A 22,408-nucleotide genomic window follows, 5' to 3' on the forward strand; every position below is an offset into this window, starting at 1 on the left:
AGATCAGCTCATGTTCAGATCCTTGCAAGACGATGACCACGATCTGGTGACGCTGAGCGTCAATGGTCAGCAGGTCTATGCGCGCAAAGGCCAGTCAGTATGGTCTGCGATGGCCGTAACCGGTCAGGTCGTAACCCGCAAGGCGGCCCTATCGGGCGAAGCGCGCAGTGCGTATTGCGCCATGGGCGTGTGTTTCGAATGCATGGTCGAAATCGATGGCCTGCCCAATCAGCAAGCCTGTCTGCGTCGGGTGGCGGACGGGATGAGCGTTACTATGCAAAACATCACCGAAGACACTGAGGCAACAGATGAAAGCCTTTGACTGCGCGGTCATCGGGGCAGGCCCGGCTGGCATGTCCGCAGCCATTGAATTGGCACAGGCCGGAGCGGATGTGGTTGTTCTGGACCGGGCCGATCGGGCAGGGGGACAAATTTATCGGTCTGCGGCCGACAGCCCTTTGCCGGATGCAACACGCCTCGGACCGGACTATACAACCGGCGCCGATCTGATCACTCGGTTTGAGCAATCGGGTGCGACACATCTTGCCGGAGCCGATGCTTGGCATCTTGGGGATGATGGGCGCATTCTGTTTTCTTATCAGGGTGAAACCCGCGAGCTGCATTGCCGTGAGATGCTGTTGTGTCCAGGGGCGATGGAACGACCCATGCCGATACCCGGCTGGACTTTGCCCGGCGTCATGACAGCCGGTGCAGCGCAAGTGATGCTCAAGTCCGATGCGGTTGTTGCAGACGGAGCTGTCTTTGCCGGATCCGGACCATTGCTGTACCTGATTGTGGCGCAATATTTGCGATTGGGCGTACATGTGGCCGCGCTTGTCGATACGACCCCGCGTCAGCATTACCTGGACGCAGTACCTCTTATGCCACGCGCGTTGCGACAAGCCGGGCAACTGCGCAAGGGTTTGTCTTTATTGCGAGAAATCCATGCTACCGGCGTTGCCACCTTTCGATATGCCGAGAGCCTTGAGGTGATCGGCGGTGACACGGCCACAGGGCTACGATTTAAGGCTTCAGGTCAACAGCACGAGGTCACGTCCGATACCGTGTTTCTGCATCATGGCGTCCAGCCCAATCTGAATATGTCCCGAGCGATGGGGTTGGCGCATCACTGGAACAGCGCACAGATGTGCTGGCAGGTTACGGTTGATGCCTTTGGCCAAAGCTCGGTGCCGCATGTTTCGGTTGCCGGTGACGGCGCAGGTGTTGTCGGTGCGGATGGCGCGCGCGCGGCAGGGCGTGTGGCCGCGCAAAATATTCTATTTCGCCTTGGTCGGATTTCTGGGGCTGACAGGGATCAAAGGGCGCGCGCTAATCTGAACTACTTGTCCACCTTGAAACCGTTTCGCCGGTTCATTGACCGCCTGTACCGCCCGACCGAGGCGCTGAGATTGCCGCGTGACGCAGGAACTCTGGTTTGCCGTTGCGAAGAGCAGTCATTGGGCGACTTGCGAAACGGGTTCGAACAGGGCGCGCGGGATCCGAACGCCCTGAAATCCCTGACACGCTGTGGAATGGGCCCATGTCAGGGACGGCAATGCGGTCATGTGGTGGCCGGGCTGTTGGCGCAGTGGCGCGCAGAATGCCCCGAAGCGGTTGGTTACTACCGACTACGCAGCCCCCAGCGTTTGCTGACCCTGGATGAACTGAGCCGTTACGGCACTTTTCCCGCGGAGGCGGCAGAATGAAGGCGGATGTTCTGGTCATTGGTGGCGGCATCCAGGGCTGCGCAACTGCCTACCATCTGGCGCGCAAAGGCGCATCCGTGATCGTGGTTGAAAAGGATTACCCCGGACGGCATGCCTCGGGCGTAAATGCAGGTGGGGTGCGGCTTCTGGGACGTGACATGGCTGAGGTTCCTTTGTCGAAAGCGTCGATGGAGATGTGGCAGACATTGGATGAAAACCTGGGTCATGACACAGGGTTTCGCCGTCAAACGCTGGTCAACATCGCGGTGGATGAGACCGATCTGGCAACTGCGCAGGCCCGCGAGGCCAAGATGCATGACGCTGGATTCACGTATGAAAGGATCATAGATCAGGCCGAACTCAGGGAGAGACTGCCTCATGTGAGTTCCGATTGCGTTGGCGGTGTGATCTCGGAGCTGGACGGATATGCAATCCCTTACAAGGCGACATCTGCGTTTCGTTTGGCGGCGGAAAATCTGGGTGTGCAGGTCATCGAAGGCGAAGAAGTTCTGGGCCTCCGACGGGTGGGCGACGCGTGGCTGGCGCAGGGCGTCCGGCACAGGTATGAGGCCGAAACCGTCGTCAATTGCGCCGGGGCCTGGGCGGATAAAATTGCGTTGATGATCGGTGACAATGTTCCCCTCAGCCACGCCGCGCCGATGCTGATGATCACCTCTCGGATGCCGCATTTTGCCAAGCCGGTCGTTGGGGCGATCAGCCGGCAATTGAGTTTCAAGCAGTTCGAGAATGGCACTGTCTTGATCGGCGGCGGTGCCAAGGGATTTGCTGACCGCGCCAATAACCGCACACGGCTGGATTACGCCAAACTGGCCGCCGCTTGCCGTACCGCAGCCGAGTTTTTCCCGATCATGCGCACGGCCAGCATCAACCGGATGTGGGCTGGGCTGGAGGCTTATATGCCCGATAACCTCCCCGTAATCGGTCCAGCCGTGAACGCGCCGCGTGCCTTCCATGCCTTCGGGTTTTCCGCGCATGGATTTCAGATGGGACCCGTCGTTGGGCAGGTTCTGGCGGAGTTGGTGACAGGCGGGCAAAGCCGGTTCAATCTATCGCCTTTCCGCATCGACCGATTTGACCGCAAGGTTCTGTAATGGAGATAACCGACATGACAATCACCCGTATCGAAACCGGCCAGCGAATGAGCAAGATCGTAAAGCACAATGGCGTCGCCTATCTATGCGGCCAGACCTCAGACGCCGCTACGGTCGCGGATCAAACCCGCGAAATCCTGTCCAAGGTCGAGGATCTGTTGGCCAAGGCGGGCAGTGACAAGACCCGCATTTTGCAATGTGTGATCTGGATGGCCGACATGGCGGATTTCGCCGAGATGAATGATGTTTGGGATTCTTGGGTGCCGGAAGGCTACTCCCCGGCGCGCGCCTGTGGCGAAGCCAAGCTGGCGCGCGACGTGCTCAAGGTTGAGATGATTGTGACCGCTGCTTGTGATGGAGTTTGAGGGGTTGAACGATACCTGAACCGTGATTGTGGATGTTCTCCCGACCAGACGGCATCGAAACATGCGACAATGCACTGATGCCGTCTGCTGAAGCGAACCATCATGCCCGAGAGCACTGCGCTGACCGGTTTTTTTTTAGAACGTTTTCCGGGTTGTGCGACCACCTTTAAGGGTAGTGATGCCTTCAATCAGCGCTTTGCACACGCGAAACTCAAAGGGCCTCTGACTGGTCATTCTCGGGGTTGTTTTGCCAAGGAGGCGTGCGCAACCAGCCGATTTCTGCAGGCGATTGGTGCAGTATTTTGGCCTTTGATTTCGCCTGATTCCTTCGATTTACGAAGAACCACTCGTAAAACGGTCGGGCAAGAATGACGCCAACAACCCCTCACCATCTCAATTGGGATCGGTAATCCAAACCCCTTCGACAATTTGTAGATCGCCTTACGGCGCGCGGTGTTGGCGCTTATATCGATAGCTAACTTCCCGGCGCTGCATCCTACTCCGGCATCCTACCTAAGAACTTCGCTGTAGGTGGTTTATTACGTAGAAGGTTGAACCTTTGAACATGTCGCACACTGCTCGATAGAGGTAGGCCCAGGCACCATTTTCCTTGATCCGGGTCTCTTCATTTTTTCGACTTAGCGCAGCGAAACAAGCTCGCTCAATTCGACTTTGGAGTAAGGCTGTCCATGCTTGTCGCATCACTCCAATAGGACCCTTCTTTCCTGTCTATGTGAAGTTTGAGCACATCCAGCGCTTTCTGAATATTACCCTCCTCGACACATTGGACCAGTTCTATGTGTTCGCGGTAGGATTTTGCCATGTGATCCGGGTGGTGACCCAACCGGCTACGTAATGCCGCCATTTTTAATGCAATCGTTTGGTATGCATCATTCAGGAACCGATTGTCGGCACAATCGAACAGGCATTGGTGGAACACCGTATCCAGATGCAAGTATGCCGCGTCATCCGCGGCCTCTCGCGCAGCTTTCATCTTACTGACACAGTCGCTCAGCGCAGCGTGAAGTGCTTCTGAATTTGCCTGCATGGCTATCGTCATAGCCGTTGTCTCAAGGCAGACACGTGCATCGCAGAGTTTTGCCAGTTCCTCAGGTTCCAGATTGAACACGAAAGACCCGCGTTGAGGTTCAACAATCAGCAGCCCTTCCATCTCAAGCCTGTTGATCGCCTCGCGGACAGGGGTGCGGCTGACCTCGAGATTCTTGGCGATTCGCGCCTCCGACAACTGTTCACCCAGTTCAAATTCACCTGCGATGATCCGTTCGCGCAGGTTCTCGGTGACCAATTCCGTCAATGATTTCGGTCTGTTGAATAGGCTCATGTCGCTCTCCTCGGGATGACAGTAGCAGCGATGCTTCTGGCATACAATGTGGTAGCGTTGACATATTGGCATACTGTATGCCAGTGTCACTTCCAACGAAGAGACGGCATTGGGAGGGGCGTCTTTGTACATTTTGGAGAAATGGATTGTTGCAGTGAACCGCGCATTGGTCGCTTTGGCGCTGGCTGCGGTTTTTGCAATCGTCTTTGCAAATGTGGTCGGACGATACGGGCTAGGCACCTCGTTCGCTTGGGTCGAAGAGGTTGCGCGACACCTGATGATCCTCGGTGCGTTCTGCGGCGCGGGCCTTGCCCTGCGAGAGGGGCGGCTGGTTGCGATCACCACCATCCCAGATCGTTTGCCGGCGGCTTTGGCACGTCTGCTGCGCTGGGGCATCGTCATCGTCATGTTTGCCTTCATGGCCACGATGCTGTGGCTGGGCATCCGGTTTGTTGAATTTGGCTGGAACAAGGAAACCATGTCCACCGGCATTTCGCGGGGCATTCCCTATCTGGCGATACCGATTGGCTGCGCATTGTTCCTGATCCAGTTGGCCTTCTTCGCCAAACGCTTCGTCAATCAGGATTTCGAACATGGCCTCAGCGCCGAGGGCGATGAGGCGAAGGTCTGAGCCGTGGCAAAAACCCTGATCATCCTGTTTTTTGCCACTCTGTTTCTGGGCGTCCCCGTAGCGTTCACAATGGGTGTTGCCGGTATTTCGGCGATCTTCATCGACGGGTCGCTGAACCCGCTGGTGGCGACCCAGCGCATGTTTGCCGGGATCGACAGCTTTCCCCTGATGGCAGTGCCGTTCTTTATCCTCGCCTCCGAGCTGATGACGGCCTGTGGTCTGACAAATGCCCTGCTGCGGTTTGCCAATGCTCTGGTCGGGCATGTGCGTGGTGGTCTGGGGCATGTGAACATTCTGGTATCCATGCTATTTGCCGGGATCAGCGGCTCGGCGCTGGCGGACGCGGCGGGACCTTCGGCCATCGTCATGCGGATGATGCGTGAAGCCGGGTATGAAAAGAACTATGCTGGTGCTCTGTCCGCCGCGACGGCCACCATCGGGCCGATCATCCCACCCTCCATTCTGGCTGTGATCTTTGCGATCTCGACCAACGGTGTGACGGTTGCTGGCCTGTTTCTTGCCGGTATCGTGCCGGGAATCCTTCTGGGCGTTGCACTGGCCGTTGCCAACCATATCGTGTCGACCCGCTACGGCTATCGCGGGCGCGAGCATCGCGCGACCTTGACCGAGCTGCGCAGCGCGACCCTGTCGGCCATCCCGGCCCTGATCATGCCCGCGATCATTCTGGGTGGCATCCTGTTCGGCGTCTTCACTCCGACCGAAGCGGGGGCGGTGGCCTCAGCCTATGCGCTGTTTTTGGGCTTCATTCTTCGGGCCTTCACCCTTCGTACGCTTTACGCGGCTTTTGTGCGCGCCGCGGTGGTGACGTCCTCGGTCTTTCTGATCGTGGCGATGGCGTCGATCTTCGCCTGGCTGCTGACCTACCTGCAAATCCCGCAGGAACTGGCGAAACTGATCACCCAGATCACCGACAACCGACTGGGTATTCTGTTCATTCTGGCGGCCTTTGCCCTGATCTGCGGCTTCTTCATCGACACGCTGCCCGCGCTGATCATCCTGACGCCGATCCTCGGTCCCATTGCCTATTCCGCCGGGATCGACCCGCTGCAATTCGGCATGATGCTGGTGCTGAACCTGACTATCGGGATGATCACCCCTCCGGTTGGTCCGGTGCTGTTTGTGATCGCCACAGTCGGACAATTGAAAATCGAACTCCTGTCAAAAGCGGTTGTGCCGCTGCTGCTGGCTGAACTCGTGGTGCTGCTTCTGGTCATTCTTGTGCCAGGCGTAAGCACCTTCATCCCCAACTTCTTTGGATTTGCGAACTGACATGAAAGGGAGGAACCTCATGAAAACCATGTCGAAACTTATGACGGCCACGGCTGTTGTTGCGATGACCGCCGCTGGCGCCGCCTCGGCCAAGGAACTGAAATATGCGCATTTTCAGGCCGCTGACCTGAGCTCGCCCAAACATGCCGCCGCGCTGGCCTTTGAGGCCTGTGTCGAGGGCAAGACCTCGGGCTCGATCGACGTCCAGATCTTTCCGGCCTCGCAGCTGGGTGGCGGGTCCGAGATCATGGAAGGCCTGCAGCTGGGCACCGTTCAGATGGCAGCCATCCACGACGGACCGATCTCGACCGTCTATAAACCTTTCTCGGTTCTGGCGATGCCTTACCTGTTCGAAGATCAGGCCATGGCCTGGGCCGTTATGGACGGCGAATTCGGTGATGCGCTGGCCGAGGACATGCTGGCCCAAACCGGCATCCGCAACTTTGGCGTGGCCGATAACGGCGTGCGCAACTTCACCAATAACGTCAAGCCCGTGGCCGAGCCTGCAGATATGGAAGGCCTGAAAATGCGGGTCATGACCGCGCCGGTCTGGGTGACGCTGGTGGAAAGCCTGGGCGCCTCGGCAACCCCGGTTCCGTGGCCTGAACTGCCCGGCGCATTGCAGCAAGGCGTTGTGGACGGTCAGGAAAACGGCGTGACCAACATTGTCAACGCCTCGCTCTATCAGCACCAGAAATACGTATCTCTGGATGGGCATGTGTTCAGCTGGCACGCATATCTGATGTCGGACATGTTCTACCAAAGCCTGACCGACGACGAGAAAAAGGCTGTAGAACAGTGCGTTGAGATCTCAAAGACGATCCACCGCGGCATGACCGCTGCGCAAGACGCGAACGCAACTACGATCCTGTCTGAAAAAGGCATGGAAGTGATCCCGGTCAGCCCCGAGCAGAAGGCCCAGTTTCGGGCCGCGGCCCAGCCCGCCGTGCGCGAATACATCGTCAGCGAGATTGGTGAAGACTGGCCGAACCGCCTCGACGCCGCCGTAGCGGCCTACCAGGCCCAGTAACCGATGCCAAGGGACCGTCACATGACCCGCCAGACCATAGCAATCCTTGAACCCGGCTATGCCACCTATGACACCGAGGCCTCGGTGCTGGCCGCGCAGGGCGCTCAGATCGCGCCGGTCACACCGGATACTGAGGCGGTCCCGGCTTTGCAGGCTCTGGATCCGGTCGCCATCCTGGTGCGGGAACGCACCGTGGATGCGGCGGTGATCGATGCCTGCCCGAACCTGAAAGTCGTCGTCCGCTATGGGGTGGGCGTCGACAATATCGATCTGGATTACGCCCGTTCGCGTGCCATCTACGTGGCCAATGTGCCTGACTATGGCGCTGAAAATGAAGTCAGCGAGCATGCGCTGGCGCTGTATCTGGCGGTGCAGCGGCGCATTCCGTCCCGCGATGGCGAGGTGCGGCAAGGCCAGTGGGGTATTGGTCAGGCTGCCCTGATCCCCAGCCGCGAAAACGCTGTTCTGGGTCTGATCGGCTGCGGCAAGATCGGGTTGCAGGCGGCGCAGAAATTTCGTGCGCTGGGTTTCACATCGGTCCGGGTGTTTGACCCCTATCTGACGAACCACGCGGCCGCCGCCGCCGATGTGCAAAAGGTCAATCTGACCGATCTGTGCAAAGCGGCCGACGTGGTCAGCCTGCATGCGCCGCTGACGCCCGAGACGCGGCATATTCTGGACGCCGCTCAAATAGGGCTAATGAAACCGACTTCGGTCGTGATCAACGTCTCTCGCGGCGGGCTGGTGGATGAAGCAGCGTTGGCTGAAGCCCTGAACCAAGGGCGCATTTTCGGGGCTGGTATCGACGTGTTCGAACAGGAGCCGGTCGCGCCGGACAATCCACTGCTGCATTGCCGCAACACCGTCGTGTCAGATCACGCCGCTTGGTACTCGGAACGCTCGGTCGCAGTGCTGCAGCGATGCGCGGCGCGCGAGGTCGCCAAGGTTCTGAATGATGAGCATCCCGATCACTGGGTGAACAAATGGTAGAATTGGTCGAAACATTACGTTCTGCACAAATTGTCCCGGTAATTCGCCACAGCAACCCCGAGATCGCTTTGACAGCCTGCGAGTTGCTTGCCGAGGCCGGAATACGCGCATTGGAGATCACCACGACGGTTCCGGATTCCGCTGCGCTGATTGTCGAGCTGCGGAAACGCTACCCTGCGATCTGTACTGGTGCCGGAACGGTTCTGGACGCTCGTGAGGCTGACATGGTGTTGGCGGCCGGAGCCGAGTTTGTCGTCTCTCCGTGTTGGAGCGATGCCGCCGCACGGGAAGCCAAGGCTGCAAAAGTGCCATATCTGCCCGGTGCAATGACACCGGGCGAGGTTCAGCATCATGTGGAAAACGGCGCTGCAGTGATCAAGATTTTTCCGGCCGATGCTGCCGGTGGGCCCGGCTTCCTGAAGGCCGTCAAATCCGTGTTTCCCGGTCTCGCCCTGATGCCGACTGGCGGCGTGTCACCTGACACTGCGCAATCCTATTTGAACGCCGGTGCGCTTTGCGTTGGCATGGGTGGCAATCTGCTGCCCGCCCAGGCGCTAGAGGCCGGTCACATCGACCTGGCCCGCGCACAAATCAACGCAGCCCTCACGGCTGCATCCTTTCAATCTTCCCAACGTAAGAGGATACTCTCATGAACACCCAAGAACTCGTTGCCGGGTTTCGCGACGTGGCTACCGCATCCGTCGCCGATGCCGTGGACAAGGTTGCGGGCAAGACTGGATTTCTGCCCGCCTCGATCAAACCCCGGATCAATGAAAAGAAGATCGTCGGCCCAGCCTTGACGATCCTGGAAGGTCCGACCGATGAATTCCTGCCGCCGCAACACGCGTTAGATGCAATCGATGAATCCGAGGCCGGTTCGGTCATCGTGATCTCGACCAACGGCACCACCGATGTGGCGCTGTGGGGTGGTCTGATGACCGCCGGAGCTGTTGCCAACAAACATGAAGGCGCTGTCCTAGACGGTGGCGTCCGCGATCTGGTTGAAATCAAACGCGACTATGACTTCCCGGTCTATTCCCGCTGTGTCAGCCCGGGCACTACGCTGGGTCGCATCCGGACACTGGCCTCGAACGTTGAAGTCGACATGGGCGGTGTGATCGTCCATCCGGGCGACATTATCGTGGCCGATATCGATGGCGCAGTCGCCGTCCCGCGAGATTATGCCGAAGCGGTTCTGGAAATGGCACGCGAGATCGACGAACGCGAAGCGGAACAGGCCCGTCTGATCATCGAAACCGGTTCGCTGCGCGAAGGTCTGGCGAAATACGGCCGCATCTAAAACAACAAACTGTCCCGCAGGTTGCTCGCAACAACCTGCGGGACACCAGAGCACAGCAAGGGAGGAATACATGCTGAAACGAATGCTCAACACGGTGGCCATTACCGCCGTTCTGGCCACCCCGGCGCTCGCGAACGGGCCCGAGGTCGTCGCGGAATGGAACAGTCTGCCCTATGCCGTCAAGGACGAGGCGACAAAATCCGCCTGGGAAGGCAGCGAGATTTTCGGCAAAGCGCTGGTCCAGGGCGCCAAGGTCGACAGCCAGGGCAACATCTATTTGTCCACCGCGCGCTGGGGCGGGGCCGAGATCCCCTCGACAGTCTCCAAGCTGGTCAAGAGCGGCGACACGTGGGAGCTGGAGGCGTTTCCGTCAGAGGAAATGAATAGCATGTCCAACCCTGATGGCCTGAAGGCTGTGCTGGGTTTTGAGATCGACCGTAACGATGTGATGTGGATCCTGGATCAGGGCCACGTGGCCGGCCCTCCGTTCGAAGACGGTGACGCCAAGCTGGTGCTTTGGGATCTGAAAGAGAACAAGGAAATCCAGCGCTATATGTTTACGGCGGAAGAAGCGGACCGCCAGTGTTCCTTCCTGAACGATCTGGCCGTCGATAACGATACCGGCTTTGCCTATATCGCGGACAGCGGTATTTTTTGTGACCCGCTACATGGCGGTCTGATTGTCTATGACAGCAACACCAATTCGGTGCGCCGCATTCTGGATCAGCACCGGTTCACCAATGATGAGCCGAATTTCTTCTTCAACATCGACAACCGTCCTGTTCTGAAAGAGGGCGGGATGCGCACGGGTGCCGACGGCATAGCGTTGTCGGGCGACAAGGAAACGCTCTACTGGACCAACCTGACCGGCAATCATCTGTATAGCCTGCCGACCGAAATCCTGCGTGATTTCGAGACCAATGAAACCGTGATCGAAAACGCGGTTGAGGTTGCCGCAGTGCTGCCTTCGAACACCGACGGGATGACCGCTGACAATGCGGGCAACATCTACATGACCGCATTGTCCTTGGACGGGATTATGAAGTTCGATGAATCCACGCGCGAAGTCAGTCGTTTCGTCCACCATCCGGAAATGAACTGGCCCGACACGCTGGCTTGGGGTCCGGATGGCGAAATGTATGTGGTGTCGAACCACCTGCATGTCTGGGTCGATGGCGACATGAATTTTGAAGACCCCGAAATCCCGAACTTCCGTATCTGGAAGATTCCGGGTGTCGGCCAAAGCTATACGGCCGAATAATCCTCCCATACATCTTGGTCAGCCTTTCGTGGCTGACCCCTTTTTTCGGAAATGAGACACCAATGACCCCGGATATTCTCTGCCTTGGCGAACCGATGCTGGAGTTCAATCAGCAGCCCGACGGGAACTACCTGCCCGGACATGGCGGCGACACGTCGAATTGTGCCATCGCCGCTGCGCGTCAGGGTGCATCCGTTGGATACGTGACGCATATCGGGGCGGATACCTTCGGCAATTCGTTCATGGATCTTTGGCAGGCCGAAAAAGTGGATACGTCGACCGTCCGCCAGGTTACGGACGCACATACCGGTGTCTACTTTGTAACCCACAGCGTAAACGGGCATGAATTCAGCTATTTCCGCGCGGGGTCTGCCAGCAGCCGGATGGGGCCGGAAGATCTGCCGGTAGCCGCCTTGCAATCGGCCAAGATTCTGCATGTTTCGGGCATCAGTCAGGCGATATCGGATGTTGCGGCTGATGCTGTGTTTCGCGCTATCCAGATCGTGAAAGATGTCGGAGGCCTTGTGTCCTACGACACCAATCTACGCCTAAAGCTCTGGCCGATCGAGCGCGCGCGCGCCGTAACGCATGCCGCCATGTCACAGTGCGATATCGCCCTTCCAGGTTTGGATGATGCCGAGCAACTGACTGGCCTTTCCGACCCGGATGCCATCGCAGACTACTACCTGAATATAGGGGCAACAATTGTCGCTCTGACGCTGGGGGCCGAAGGGACCTTGGTTGCGACACCTGACAAGCGCGAGCGTGTCAAAGGCCGCCAGGTCGAAGCGGTGGATGCCACGGCTGCGGGCGACACATTTGACGGTGCCTTCCTGTCTCGTATTGTTGCGGGCGATGACCCGTTTCAGGCCGCACGCTATGCCAACGCCGCCGCTGCCCTGTCGACCCAAGGGTATGGCGCAGTCGCCCCAATGCCGCGCAAGGACGCGGTCGAGGCGTTTCTAGCGGAAGGAGACTAACCCATGAAACACGCCGTTGTCATTGGCGGCACCCGCGGCATTGGCGCTGGTATCGCGGGTGAATTGCGCCGCAAGGGTTGGTGTGTGACGGCGACCGGCGTTGGCGCAGACGAGGTTGCCGCCTGCGCTGCGCAATACCCTGACGAGACCTTTGTGCAGCTGGACGTGCGGGATACTCAGGCCGTCACCGTATTTTTCGGAGGGATTGAAAAATTGGACGGTTTGGTCAATTGCGCCGGCGTTCTAGCCCGCGGTGCGGAATATGAAATCGAAACCTTCGAAACGGTGATCGACATCAACCTGACCGGCACCATGCGATGTTGTCTGGCAGCGCACCCGCTTTTGGCCGCATCAGGCGGGGCCATCGTGAACACCGCGTCAATGCTAAGCTTTTTCGGCGGGCCTCTGGTTCCGGCCTATTCCGCAAGTAAGGGCGGGGTGGCGCAGCTGACCAAGGCGCTTGCCGGGAAATGGGCACTAGATGGTGTACGAGTCAATGCGGTCGCTCCGGGTTGGATCGAAACCGAGATGACAGAGGCCCTGCGCGCCGATCCGGGTCGCAACCAACCAATCCTGAGCCGGACGCCGCTGGATCGCTGGGGTAAGCCCGCAGAAGTGGGGGCGCTGGCGGCATGGTTGCTGTCGGATGAGGCTGCTTTCGTGACGGGTGCCGTCTATCCCGTGGACGGTGGATATTCAGCAATGTGAGGAGGGCATCTGATGCCAGTACAAGGACATGATGACGATCCAAGAATGCCGTACCAGCTGCCTTTCCCCAAGGACGCGCAGGATGAGATTGTCATCCCTGACGCCGTGGCCGCGGATGAGCGTGTCTGGGTGCCGCAAACCGAAAACGTCTCATTCCGGCCGCTGTGCCTGAACCGGTCGCAAGGGTACTGGATGAACCTGCTGCGGGTGCGGAAATCCGGGGTTCTGTCGCGACATCGGCACCCCCAGCCCGTTCACGGCTTTGTTCTGAAAGGCCGTTGGCATTATCTGGAACATGACTGGGTGGCGCAGGAAGGCGGCTATGTGTTCGAGCCACCGGGCGAAACCCACACGCTGGTTGTTCCCGAAGATGTCGACGAGATGATCACCTACTTCCAGGTCAACGGCGTTATGCTCTACGTCGACCCATGGGGTAAAACCATGGGCTACGAGGACGTCTTTACCAAAATCGACATGTGCCGTAAGCACTATGAGGAGGTTGGTTTGGGGGCGGACTATGTCGAAAAATTCATCAGATAGACCGCTGAATCTGGCTCTGGTTGCCCATGACGCCAAGAAAGACATGATGGTCGAATGGGCCCGATCCCACGCTGACACCCTGCGTCAGGCGCATCTATTCGCCACCGGAACCACTGGTGGCCGCATCAGCGACGCTTTGCCCGATCTTCAGGTCACCGCGCTTAACAGCGGCCCGCTGGGCGGAGACCAGCAGCTTGGCGCGATGATCTGCGAGGGTCGATTGGACGGTCTGTTCTTTTTCATCGACCCAATGTCGCCGATGCCTCACGACGTGGATGTCAAAGCCCTGAGTCGGCTGGCGATTGTTTATGACCTGCCTTTTGCAAGTAGCCCGAGTACAGCGGATTTCGTTCTGAACGGCATATTTCACCTGCGAAGTCAGTAAGGGCTGACTGGCTGCTAACGAATTTCGCCATGACCGAAATGAGCGAGTGATGGTCATGCATCGAGTTAGATGTCAGCGCCTGTGCAGCGAATGGCGTTTTCCAGTTGAAAGCTAATCTATGGCTTCTTGCAGAGGCGCGCTTTGCAAGCAGAGGTTCTTGGTCTCAAAAAAAATCGGCACAACCTTCGGCGCTTGGAAAATTGCGGCTTACGTCGCCTTAATTCTCAAGTGGTCAGGCCCACCATCGGCCGGTGGATTTTTAATGGACATATCCGCTTAACATCACCCCTAATTTAATCACTCATTCAGCGTTCTGAATGCAACGGTGCAGGCTGTAAAATGGGCGTGCGGTGGGGCGTTGCGAACGCTCAAATGATCGTAAATTTCAACAAAGCGTCGGGTGGGAAACAAATTGTGATTAGAAATTAAACAATTACGGACCAATTTTGTGGTAGACTAGGATGAACTTAGCGCGCTGGGACGAAGGAGTACGAAACCTAGAGGAATTGTTGAGATGGAGATTTTCGAGCAGTTTGCAGAAGAGTATGGGCGGACCAAGCTCATCGAAATGACATTGCAGGACTACTTGCTGGAATGTCGTGAAGACCCGACTATGCGGGCTACCGCAGCCGAGCGGATGGTCGCTGCGATTGGCGAGCCAGAGCTTATCGATACCAGCCAGGAGGCTCGGCTTAGTCGCATATTTCTTAATCGAACAATCAAGCGATACGAACCCTTCCAGGACATATATGGCGTCGAGGAAACCATTGAGCGTATCGTTGGCTTTTTCCGCCATGCCAGCCAGGGACTCGAGGAACGCAAACAAATCCTCTATCTGCTGGGGCCGGTCGGTGGAGGCAAGTCAACGCTTGCCGAGATACTCAAAAACCTGATGGAGCGGCAGCCAATCTATGTGCTGCGGGCAGGTGACGAGCTCAGCCCAATCTTTGAATCGCCGCTTGGCCTATTTGACCGCGCGCGGATGGGAGATTTGCTGGAGAACAAGTACAATATCCCCAAACGGCTGTTGAACGGATTGATTTCGCCTTGGGCCGTAAAGCGTTTACAAGAGTTCGACGGCGATATTTCCAAGTTTTCGGTTGTCAAACTCTATCCGTCGAAACTGCGCCAGATTTGTGTTGCGAAGACTGAGCCAGGCGATGAAAACAACCAGGACATTTCTTCGCTTGTCGGTAAGCTCGACATACGCAAGCTGGAGGAATTCAGCCAGAACGACCCGGACGCTTACTCCTATTCCGGTGCTCTGAACCGCACCACGCAGGGGTTGATGGAATTCGTGGAGATGTTCAAGGCACCGATCAAGGTGCTGCATCCGTTGCTGACCGCTACGCAAGAGGGGTCTTACGCGGGCACAGAGAACATCGGTGCCTTCCCCTTCCAGGGTGTCATCGTTGCGCATTCGAACGAAGCAGAATGGCAGCAGTTCAAAAACAACAAGAATAACGAGGCCTTTCTGGATCGGATCAGTCTGGTCAAGGTGCCCTATTGCCTACGTGCCTCAGACGAAACCCAGATTTACGAGAAATTGCTTGAGGAAAGCAGTCTGGGCGACTCCCCATGTGCACCGGAAACGCTGTCCATCCTGAGCCAGTTCAGCGTCCTGACACGGTTGAAGGAACACGAAAACTCGCCGACATTTTCAAAACTCCGCGTCTACGACGGTGAAACCCTAAAGGATACCGATCCCAAGGCTCGTTCCGTGCAGGAATACCGGGATGCGGCCGGGGTGGATGAAGGGATGACGGGCACATCTACGCGCTTCGCGTTCAAGGTACTGTCCGAGACCTTCAACCACGACACCGAGGAAGTCGGCGCCGATCCGGTTCACCTGCTCTATGTTCTTGAACAGGCGGTGAAACGCGAACAATTCCCTGACGAGGTCGAGAGCCGGTACCTGTCTTTCATGAAGGACGACCTGTCGCCGCGCTACGCGGAATTCATCGGGAACGAGATCCAGAAAGCCTATCTGGAATCCTATTCCGACTTTGGTCAGAACCTGTTCGACAGATACATCGCCTTTGCGGATGCCTGGATTGAAGATCAGGACTTCAAGGACCCGGATACCGGCCAGATCCTCAATCGCAGCGTTCTGGAACAGGAGCTTGAAAAGATTGAAAAACCGGCCGGAATTTCCAACCCCAAGGATTTCCGGAACGAAGTGGTCAAATTCGTGCTGCGCGCACGGGCCAACAATCGCGGTCGCAACCCTGACTGGCGCAAATATGAAAAGCTGAGAAGGGTAATCGAAAAGCGCATGTTCGGTCAGATTCAGGACTTGCTGCCGGTCATCAGTTTTGGTGCCAAGCGGGATAAGGAAACTGAAGCCAAGCATAACGAGTTCATCGATCGCATGATCGGTCGCGGATACACGCGCCGACAGGTCAGGCGCTTGGTTGAATGGTACATGCGGGTCAACAAGGCAGGATGAGGAGTCTATGCTAAAATGGCCCATTTCATCGACCGAAGGCTGAACCCCAAGGATAAGAACCTTGGGAACCGCAGGCGGTTCCTGCGCCGGGTTCGCTCTGCCGTCAAAAAGGCGGTTGACGAAAGTGTCCGGAACAGAAAAATCGCCGATGTCGGACAGCAGGAAAACATCTCGGTCCCGTCAGAAGGGATCGGGGAACCGCATTTTCAGCATGACATCAAAGGTGGTACCAGACACCAGGTTCTGACCGGAAACAAGAAGTTCAAGGCGGGTGACCGGCTCAAGAAACCGCCAGCGGGCCAGGCCGGGCAAGGGGGACGTGAGGGTGCCCCCGACGGAGAAGGCGACGACGAGTTTATGTTCGTTCTGTCGCGGGACGAGTTTCTTGCCATGTTCTTCGAGGATCTCGAACTGCCCGACATGGTCAAGCACAGCCTGAAAGAGGTTACCGTCTCCAAACCCCATCGCATGGGCTATACTGCCGCGGGAACGCCCGCCAATCTCAGTGTTTCGCGAACGATGCGCAATGCTTTTGGCCGGCGGCTCGCAATGCGGCGTCCGACAAACGCCGCGATACAGGCTCTTACTGACCAGGTTGAAGAACTGGAGGCGCTGGAAAAGCCAGATGCGGCGCGAAAAGCGGAAACGCACTTGCTGCGCGAAGAACTCGACAAGTTGCTCCGGCGACGCCAGATCGTTCCCTACATTGATCCCTTGGATGTGCGTTACAAGTATTTCGAGATGCGTCCCGAGCCGGCGTCGAATGCGGTGATGTTCTGCCTGATGGATGTTTCGGCCTCGATGGGCGAGCGGGAGAAGAGCCTTGCCAAGCAGTTCTTCGTCCTGCTGCATCTTTTCCTCAAACAACGCTACGACAAGATCGAGCTTGTCTTCATCCGCCACACCCAGGTCGCGACCGAAGTAGATGAGGATACCTTTTTTCACTCTCGCCAAACCGGCGGCACGGTCGTGAGCAGTGCGCTCAATGAGATGAAAAAGATAATCGACGCCCGCTACCCGCCCTCATTGTGGAACATTTATGCCGCGCAAGCATCCGATGGTGAGAATTTCAGTGGAGATTCCCAACTGTGCGCTGACCTGCTGAACAGTGAACTGATGAAGTGCTGCCAGTATTTTGCCTACACGGAAATCGTTGACGAGACCGAGGCCAATCTGATGAACAGCGAAGATAACGGTATGGAGCTGTGGCGCTCTTATCGGCAGGTCGCTGAAACCTGGCCAAACTTCGCCATGAAAAGGATCGCGCGCGCCAGTGACATCTACCCGGTTTTGCATGAGCTGTTTGCGCGCAAGACGAACGGAGTTTCCAATGGCTGATGGGACTGATGCAAAGCGACCGCTGTTTGAAGGAGCAGAGTGGGATTTCGATACCATCCACCGCAGCTATGACGCGATCGAGCGCGTGGCGATCGACGAACTCGAACTTGACGTCTACCCGAACCAAATCGAAATTATCTCGTATCAACAAATGCTGGATGCCTATTCGTCGACCGGGATGCCGCTCATGTACCGGCACTGGTCTTTTGGGAAGCGTTTCGTTCACGAAGAGAAAGCCTATAGCAAAGGCGCAAACGGTCTTGCCTATGAGATCGTGATCAATTCCGACCCCTGTATCTCGTACTGCCTCGAAGACAACACGATGGCACTTCAGGTCCTTGTGATTGCCCACGCGGCCTTCGGACACAATCACTTCTTCAAGAACAACCACCTGTTTCGCCAGTGGAGCGATGCGCAGGGTATTCTCGACTACCTCGACTACGCACGCGGTTTTATTGCCCAATGCGAAGAACAGCACGGTGAACGTGAGGTTGAACATTTACTCGATGCGGCCCATGCGCTCATGCCGTCGAGCGTTTTCCGGCACCGGCGACCCCCCCATTCATCGCTTGCAGATGAGAGAACCCGGCAGCGTGAGCGGCGAATCGAAGAAGAGCGAGCGGTACATTACCTGTGGGACGCCTTCGATCATCCCATGCAGTCGTCAAAAACCGATGAAGAGGCGCAGAAACGCAAGCGCGAAATGGGGCTTCCGGAAGAAAACCTGCTCTATTTCGTCGAGCGTCACAGCCCGGTTCTGGAGTCCTGGCAGCGTGAAGTTCTGCGCATCGTTCGCAACATCGCGCAGTATTTTTACCCGCAGCGTCAGACCAAGGTGATGAATGAAGGATGCGCCTGCTTCGTCCACTATTACATCACCAACCAGTTGCACAGCGCCGGTCTCCTGACGGATGGAGCAATGCTCGAAATTTTGCACAGCCATACCAACGTGCTGACGCAGCCCGACTTTGACGCCCCGAACGCGATGGGGATCAACCCTTATGCGCTGGGGTTCGCGATGATGCAGGATATCCAGCGCATCTGCTCCGACCCGACCGAGGAGGACCGGGAGTGGTTTCCGGACATTGCGGGCAGTCGCGCGTGGCGTGAAGTTTTAAAGGACGCCTGGGCCAACTATCGCGATGAAAGCTTTGTTCAGCAATTCCTCAGCCCCAATGTCATGCGCCGGTTCCGCATGTTCTCGCTGACCGATGACGACGGAAAACCCTTCTACACAGTCGACGCGATTCATGACGAACGCGGATATCATCAGGTGCGTGACACTCTGGCGCGCAGCTTCGACACTGCGGAACACGACCCCGATATTCAGATCGTCGACGTGGACTTAATGGGGGATCGCCACCTCAGGTTACAACACTCCGTGCGCAACGGAGTGCCACTGGACCAAAAGGCCTGCGAAGCGACTTTGGGCCATCTACGGCAAATCTGGGGTTTCGATGCGGCGTTCGAAAACTAGCAAAGGTTGTGCTGCACACTCTGGGTCCAGATTGACGAAAAAACTGTATCAGCGCCAGTTAACAGTACAGCTTCTGTGGCTGCCGTGACACTCTCGCCGCCATTTGAACGTGCTAATTACTGTTTCGCCCGCAAACTATGGTGGGGTCAGATCGGGTGTTGTAGACCCATAACTTAAATGGGGAATATGACGGATACACCATCGCGGACACCTGCGGATCAGGCGCAACGACGCCAAGTTTCGGTTCTGTTCTCCGATATGGTCGGCTACACTGCCATCGTTGCCAGTTTGGACGAAGAAAAAGCGCTTGAATTCGTGCGCAAGGTCTATGACACGCTGGTCCGCGCGGTCGAAGGAAACGGCGGCACGGTTCGTGATTTTGCCGGTGACAGCATAATGGCGTTGTTCGGTATCCCTGACGCGCTTGAGGACCCGGCCCTGCGAGCCTGCCGGACCGCTTTGGCAATCCACGCAGCCTTCAAATCCGCCGCGGCAGAGTTTGACAAGCGCTTTGGTGTGCGCCCGGAAATGCGTGTCGGTGTCAGTTCAGGCAATGTGTTGATGGCGGCGGTTCAGGGGGAATTCGGGCCGACGACGGCGGTTGGCAGCACGGTTAATCTGGCGGCACGTCTTGAAAATCTTGCGCCATCCGGAGGCAGCCTCCTTTGCGACACCACCCGCGATCTGGTCGAATGGGTTTCCGATCTCAGCTTTTTCGGCGAGCACACGATCAAGGGTTTGTCCGCGCCGCAAAAGATCTGGCAGCTGAAAGCCATCAACGAAGGCGCGACGCGCTTTGATGCGTCAGTCGCGCGCGGGTTGAGCGACTACGTCGGTCGGTTGGGTGAACTGGATGCGATGTCCGCAGCCTTGCTGCGATCAAAATCCGAGCGAACAGTCGTTGACTTGGTGTCCGAACCGGGTTTGGGGAAATCGCGCCTTGTCTACGAATTTGTTCACCGGGTGCCGGCCGACGAAGTCACCGTCCTGACGGGACATTGTTATCCCGACGGTCAACAGGTACCGTTCCTGCCCTTTTTGGAAATCGTCAAAAAGTCCTTTCACATCAGCGACCGGCACAATCCGCTGCGAGTTCAGGCAAAACTAGAAGCGGGGCTTGAGAATTTCGGGCTGTATTCTCAGCAAAATCTGGGCCTTCTGATGAGCCTTCTGGGGTTCAAAGCGCCCGAAGGGTCGTTGGATGGTCTCGACGGCGTTCTAATCGGGTTGCGCATCCGCGAATTGCTGACAACCCTGCTCAAGAAGAAATGCGCAACAGACTGGGTCGTTCTGGTGATCGAAGATGCCCATTGGATCGACACCTCTTCGAAAGATCTGATGGCGATCGTGCTTGAAGACCCCGAAATTTCGAACCTGCTAATCATTCAAACACGGCGGCCGGAATACACACCGGAATGGCTTGGCAAAAGTGGTGTGACAACAGTCGCGCTGAATCCGTTGACGGTTGCGGATTTTGGGGATCTGGCCCAGGGCCGTCTGGGTGTGTCCGACCTGCCGGACGGAATGGCGGAACAACTCACCGAACGCGCCGGGGGCAACCCGCTGTTCGGCGAAGAAATCCTGAGCTTTCTGCTGGATCAGGGTGCTTTGCGCGTCGATGGAGGAACCGTCTGTTTCAACGCGGATATCAACGACAGCGGATTGCCCCTTACAATGCGCAGTCTGCTGACAGCCAGAATTGAGCGTCTCGCGGCCGGGGATCGCGAGGTCCTGCAGGTTGCCGCCGTTGTCGGCCGCCGCTTTGACCCCGGTCTGCTATCCCAAATTGTGGCGAATGCCGACGAAATTGGCACAACTCTGCAACGGCTGCAGGCGCAGGATGTGCTGTATCGCGAGGCGAACTCGGCCGACTATATCTTCAAACACGTTCTGCTGCGGGACTCGGTGTACCAGAGCCTCGTTCCCTCACGCCGGTCCGCGTTGCACTTGGCGATCGCCGACGCGCTTGTTGTGCGCAACGCAAACCGGCTGCAGGAGGCGGCTGAAACGCTGGCCCACCATTATGGCCAAACCAATCGCACCGATCAGGCGTTCCGCTTTACATCGATGGCCGGGGACAAAAGCCTGGGTGTGTACTCGCTGGACGAAGCCAACCAGTTCTTTGTCGCGGCGCTGGAACTTTATCAAAGCGATCCGGACTGTGCCTCGAATGAACAGTTTGCGTCGTTCATGGCCAGTTTCGCGCTCTGCTCCAACATCTCGTTGCGGGTCAAAACGATCATCGAACTGGCTGGCACCGTACGGCCGATCTTGCAAAAAGCGGGGGACAGTCAGGACCATGCGCTGTTCCTGCACCATTACGTGTCGTGCCTGGTGTGCAATGGCAAGTATCGCGAAGCGCACTGGGTGCAGCAGGAATTGACCGAAATGGCTCAGCGCCTGAGGGATCCTTCCTCCAGCGCTTATGCCATGGTCAACGAACTATCAGTTTCGATCTATCATTCCCCGATCCCGAATGAGCGGTTTGAGGCCAAAAAGCGCGAGATCGAGACCGTTCTGGCAAAAATTGACGATGCTTACATCCACAACTTTTTTCTTGCCACGGTTGGTTGGAACGAATTGACCCGTGGCCGTGTGGCCCGGGCGCACGCGACATCGGATCGTATGATTGCGCTTGGCAAATCCAAGAACGACCCGCGGGCGCTGGGATATGGGACCGCGATGAAAGCGTTGATCGCAATGGTTACGGATGACCATGAACTGGCGCTGACGATGGCGGAAAAGGCGCGGCAGGCCTCGCAGGTCGAGTTTGAACAGGCCATTGCCGAAGCGGCCCGTGTCGCCGCCATGGTCCCGCTGGAACAACCCGGTGCGATTGAAACCGTCCAAAGGCATATAAAGGATTGCGACGAAAAAGGGTGGACCTTGTTCACTTTCGGGCCTGCGACGATGTTGGGCGTGGCATATGCGTTGAACGGTCAGGTCACGGCCGGGCTGCGACAAGTCGAATGGGCCATTCAGAGGCGCACGGATGAGGGTACTCCGGTTTCGGCAGACTGGGCGCGGTTGTTCCTGTGCGAGATGTACCTGGCCATTCTGACCGGCGAGGGCGGTGGCTCGATCGGGGTTCTGATCAAGAACTTCCGCTCTATCATCTGGGTTACGCTGTTTGGCAGAAAACGGTTGATTGCGATGATCGAACAGGTGCGGAGTAACCCGCAGTTCGACAAAAAAGGTCATTACATTGCGCGCTGTGACATGATCATGGGGCTGCTCTACAAGGCAAAGAAAAAGAAATCGCAGGCCAGAGACTATCTGACGAAAGCGCGTGTTGTCGTCGAAACTGCCGGACGATCACCGATGCTGACGCGGATCGACACAGCCCTGGCGGAGCTTGCCTGATCCGTAAAGTCAGACAGGTTTCTGATCGTAGCCCGGTTTAACAGTAGAATTTTAGCCCGGCCGCGGGTTTTGATCAGGAATTGGCTATACCCCGACAGCGTAGCTATCACGGGACGAGGAAGCCAAAGCCCTGAATGCGGG

21 protein-coding genes are annotated in these 22,408 nt (G+C 57.2%); 20 read left to right on the forward strand and 1 reads right to left on the reverse strand.

Annotation, left to right across the window (positions count from 1 at the left end):
• Nucleotides 1-10: 10 nt before the first annotated feature.
• From ACR0J0_RS10710 to ACR0J0_RS10730, 5 genes are all read left to right on the forward strand, one after another.
• Complete coding sequence (locus tag ACR0J0_RS10710; RefSeq protein ID WP_480663756.1) at nucleotides 11-322, forward strand: (2Fe-2S)-binding protein; 312 nt, start codon at nucleotides 11-13, stop codon at nucleotides 320-322.
• Nucleotides 309-1,706 (forward strand): FAD/NAD(P)-dependent oxidoreductase, encoded by a 1,398-nt coding sequence (locus ACR0J0_RS10715; RefSeq protein WP_480663758.1) that lies wholly within the window; start codon nucleotides 309-311, stop codon nucleotides 1,704-1,706. Before ACR0J0_RS10710 ends, ACR0J0_RS10715 begins: the two co-directional genes overlap by 14 nt.
• A complete protein-coding gene (locus tag ACR0J0_RS10720) occupies nucleotides 1,703-2,818 on the forward strand; it encodes an NAD(P)/FAD-dependent oxidoreductase (protein WP_480663760.1) in 1,116 nt (371 codons plus the stop codon). The genes ACR0J0_RS10715 and ACR0J0_RS10720 overlap by 4 nt, the downstream gene beginning before the upstream one ends.
• A gap of 14 nt (nucleotides 2,819-2,832) precedes the next feature.
• Nucleotides 2,833-3,183 (forward strand): RidA family protein, encoded by a 351-nt coding sequence (locus ACR0J0_RS10725; protein ID WP_480663761.1) that lies wholly within the window; start codon nucleotides 2,833-2,835, stop codon nucleotides 3,181-3,183.
• 102 nt (nucleotides 3,184-3,285) lie between these two features.
• Complete coding sequence (locus tag ACR0J0_RS10730; protein WP_480663763.1) at nucleotides 3,286-3,555, forward strand: hypothetical protein; 270 nt, start codon at nucleotides 3,286-3,288, stop codon at nucleotides 3,553-3,555.
• A 289-nt stretch (nucleotides 3,556-3,844) separates the two neighbouring features.
• Here ACR0J0_RS10730 and ACR0J0_RS10735 read toward each other — a convergent pair whose 3' ends face one another.
• Nucleotides 3,845-4,525 carry a GntR family transcriptional regulator gene (locus ACR0J0_RS10735; RefSeq protein ID WP_480663765.1) on the reverse strand — a complete coding sequence of 227 codons (681 nt, stop codon included), beginning with the start codon at nucleotides 4,523-4,525 and terminating at the stop codon, nucleotides 3,845-3,847.
• 154 nt (nucleotides 4,526-4,679) lie between these two features.
• Between ACR0J0_RS10735 and ACR0J0_RS10740 the strand changes: the two genes are divergently transcribed.
• From ACR0J0_RS10740 to ACR0J0_RS10810, 15 genes are all read left to right on the forward strand, one after another.
• Nucleotides 4,680-5,156, forward strand: a complete 477-nt coding sequence (locus tag ACR0J0_RS10740) for a TRAP transporter small permease (RefSeq protein ID WP_480663767.1) — start codon at nucleotides 4,680-4,682, stop codon at nucleotides 5,154-5,156.
• A 3-nt stretch (nucleotides 5,157-5,159) separates the two neighbouring features.
• Entirely contained in the window at nucleotides 5,160-6,446 is a 1,287-nt protein-coding gene (locus ACR0J0_RS10745; protein WP_480663769.1) for a TRAP transporter large permease, read from the forward strand.
• Between the two features lie 19 nt (nucleotides 6,447-6,465).
• Nucleotides 6,466-7,476 (forward strand): DctP family TRAP transporter solute-binding subunit, encoded by a 1,011-nt coding sequence (locus ACR0J0_RS10750; RefSeq protein WP_480663771.1) that lies wholly within the window; start codon nucleotides 6,466-6,468, stop codon nucleotides 7,474-7,476.
• Between the two features lie 21 nt (nucleotides 7,477-7,497).
• Nucleotides 7,498-8,466: a C-terminal binding protein gene (locus ACR0J0_RS10755; protein ID WP_480663773.1), complete on the forward strand. Its 969-nt coding sequence runs from the start codon at nucleotides 7,498-7,500 to the stop codon at nucleotides 8,464-8,466.
• Nucleotides 8,460-9,119: a bifunctional 4-hydroxy-2-oxoglutarate aldolase/2-dehydro-3-deoxy-phosphogluconate aldolase gene (locus ACR0J0_RS10760; protein WP_480663775.1), complete on the forward strand. Its 660-nt coding sequence runs from the start codon at nucleotides 8,460-8,462 to the stop codon at nucleotides 9,117-9,119. The genes ACR0J0_RS10755 and ACR0J0_RS10760 overlap by 7 nt, the downstream gene beginning before the upstream one ends.
• On the forward strand, nucleotides 9,116-9,766 hold the full coding sequence (locus tag ACR0J0_RS10765) for an RraA family protein (protein WP_480663777.1): 651 nt from the start codon (nucleotides 9,116-9,118) through the stop codon (nucleotides 9,764-9,766). The genes ACR0J0_RS10760 and ACR0J0_RS10765 overlap by 4 nt, the downstream gene beginning before the upstream one ends.
• Nucleotides 9,767-9,836: 70 nt before the next feature.
• Nucleotides 9,837-11,027: an L-dopachrome tautomerase-related protein gene (locus ACR0J0_RS10770; protein ID WP_480663779.1), complete on the forward strand. Its 1,191-nt coding sequence runs from the start codon at nucleotides 9,837-9,839 to the stop codon at nucleotides 11,025-11,027.
• A 62-nt stretch (nucleotides 11,028-11,089) separates the two neighbouring features.
• On the forward strand, nucleotides 11,090-12,007 hold the full coding sequence (locus ACR0J0_RS10775; protein WP_480663781.1) for a sugar kinase: 918 nt from the start codon (nucleotides 11,090-11,092) through the stop codon (nucleotides 12,005-12,007).
• 3 nt (nucleotides 12,008-12,010) lie between these two features.
• Nucleotides 12,011-12,715 carry an SDR family NAD(P)-dependent oxidoreductase gene (locus tag ACR0J0_RS10780; RefSeq protein WP_480663783.1) on the forward strand — a complete coding sequence of 235 codons (705 nt, stop codon included), beginning with the start codon at nucleotides 12,011-12,013 and terminating at the stop codon, nucleotides 12,713-12,715.
• 12 nt (nucleotides 12,716-12,727) lie between these two features.
• Nucleotides 12,728-13,255 carry a 2,4'-dihydroxyacetophenone dioxygenase family protein gene (locus ACR0J0_RS10785; protein WP_480663785.1) on the forward strand — a complete coding sequence of 176 codons (528 nt, stop codon included), beginning with the start codon at nucleotides 12,728-12,730 and terminating at the stop codon, nucleotides 13,253-13,255.
• Nucleotides 13,233-13,640 (forward strand): methylglyoxal synthase, encoded by a 408-nt coding sequence (locus ACR0J0_RS10790; protein ID WP_480663787.1) that lies wholly within the window; start codon nucleotides 13,233-13,235, stop codon nucleotides 13,638-13,640. The genes ACR0J0_RS10785 and ACR0J0_RS10790 overlap by 23 nt, the downstream gene beginning before the upstream one ends.
• 514 nt (nucleotides 13,641-14,154) lie before the next feature.
• Nucleotides 14,155-16,089 carry a PrkA family serine protein kinase gene (locus ACR0J0_RS10795; RefSeq protein WP_480663789.1) on the forward strand — a complete coding sequence of 645 codons (1,935 nt, stop codon included), beginning with the start codon at nucleotides 14,155-14,157 and terminating at the stop codon, nucleotides 16,087-16,089.
• Nucleotides 16,090-16,104: 15 nt separating this feature from the next.
• Nucleotides 16,105-17,427, forward strand: coding sequence for a YeaH/YhbH family protein (locus ACR0J0_RS10800; protein WP_480663791.1), 1,323 nt, complete (start codon nucleotides 16,105-16,107; stop codon nucleotides 17,425-17,427).
• Nucleotides 17,420-18,904: a SpoVR family protein gene (locus ACR0J0_RS10805; RefSeq protein WP_480663793.1), complete on the forward strand. Its 1,485-nt coding sequence runs from the start codon at nucleotides 17,420-17,422 to the stop codon at nucleotides 18,902-18,904. The genes ACR0J0_RS10800 and ACR0J0_RS10805 overlap by 8 nt, the downstream gene beginning before the upstream one ends.
• Before the next feature lie 186 nt (nucleotides 18,905-19,090).
• The gene (locus ACR0J0_RS10810; protein ID WP_480663795.1) at nucleotides 19,091-22,267 is read left to right on the forward strand and encodes an ATP-binding protein; all 3,177 of its coding nucleotides are present in this window, start codon (nucleotides 19,091-19,093) and stop codon (nucleotides 22,265-22,267) included.
• Nucleotides 22,268-22,408 lie beyond the last annotated feature (141 nt).

The organism is Ruegeria sp. BF12, assembly GCF_056538705.1.

Coding starts and splice junctions, on each gene's coding strand:
- ACR0J0_RS10805 (WP_480663793.1), top strand. CDS start 17,420: ATGGCTGATGGGACTGATGCAAAGCGACCGCTGTTTGAAGGAGCAGAG.
- ACR0J0_RS10765 (WP_480663777.1), top strand. CDS start 9,116: ATGAACACCCAAGAACTCGTTGCCGGGTTTCGCGACGTGGCTACCGCA.
- ACR0J0_RS10720 (WP_480663760.1), top strand. CDS start 1,703: ATGAAGGCGGATGTTCTGGTCATTGGTGGCGGCATCCAGGGCTGCGCA.
- ACR0J0_RS10770 (WP_480663779.1), top strand. CDS start 9,837: ATGCTGAAACGAATGCTCAACACGGTGGCCATTACCGCCGTTCTGGCC.
- ACR0J0_RS10795 (WP_480663789.1), top strand. CDS start 14,155: ATGGAGATTTTCGAGCAGTTTGCAGAAGAGTATGGGCGGACCAAGCTC.
- ACR0J0_RS10760 (WP_480663775.1), top strand. CDS start 8,460: ATGGTAGAATTGGTCGAAACATTACGTTCTGCACAAATTGTCCCGGTA.
- ACR0J0_RS10785 (WP_480663785.1), top strand. CDS start 12,728: ATGCCAGTACAAGGACATGATGACGATCCAAGAATGCCGTACCAGCTG.
- ACR0J0_RS10730 (WP_480663763.1), top strand. CDS start 3,286: ATGCCCGAGAGCACTGCGCTGACCGGTTTTTTTTTAGAACGTTTTCCG.
- ACR0J0_RS10725 (WP_480663761.1), top strand. CDS start 2,833: ATGACAATCACCCGTATCGAAACCGGCCAGCGAATGAGCAAGATCGTA.
- ACR0J0_RS10750 (WP_480663771.1), top strand. CDS start 6,466: ATGAAAACCATGTCGAAACTTATGACGGCCACGGCTGTTGTTGCGATG.
- ACR0J0_RS10715 (WP_480663758.1), top strand. CDS start 309: ATGAAAGCCTTTGACTGCGCGGTCATCGGGGCAGGCCCGGCTGGCATG.
- ACR0J0_RS10735 (WP_480663765.1), bottom strand. CDS start 4,525: ATGAGCCTATTCAACAGACCGAAATCATTGACGGAATTGGTCACCGAG.
- ACR0J0_RS10780 (WP_480663783.1), top strand. CDS start 12,011: ATGAAACACGCCGTTGTCATTGGCGGCACCCGCGGCATTGGCGCTGGT.
- ACR0J0_RS10800 (WP_480663791.1), top strand. CDS start 16,105: ATGGCCCATTTCATCGACCGAAGGCTGAACCCCAAGGATAAGAACCTT.
- ACR0J0_RS10710 (WP_480663756.1), top strand. CDS start 11: ATGTTCAGATCCTTGCAAGACGATGACCACGATCTGGTGACGCTGAGC.
- ACR0J0_RS10810 (WP_480663795.1), top strand. CDS start 19,091: ATGACGGATACACCATCGCGGACACCTGCGGATCAGGCGCAACGACGC.
- ACR0J0_RS10775 (WP_480663781.1), top strand. CDS start 11,090: ATGACCCCGGATATTCTCTGCCTTGGCGAACCGATGCTGGAGTTCAAT.
- ACR0J0_RS10790 (WP_480663787.1), top strand. CDS start 13,233: ATGTCGAAAAATTCATCAGATAGACCGCTGAATCTGGCTCTGGTTGCC.
- ACR0J0_RS10755 (WP_480663773.1), top strand. CDS start 7,498: ATGACCCGCCAGACCATAGCAATCCTTGAACCCGGCTATGCCACCTAT.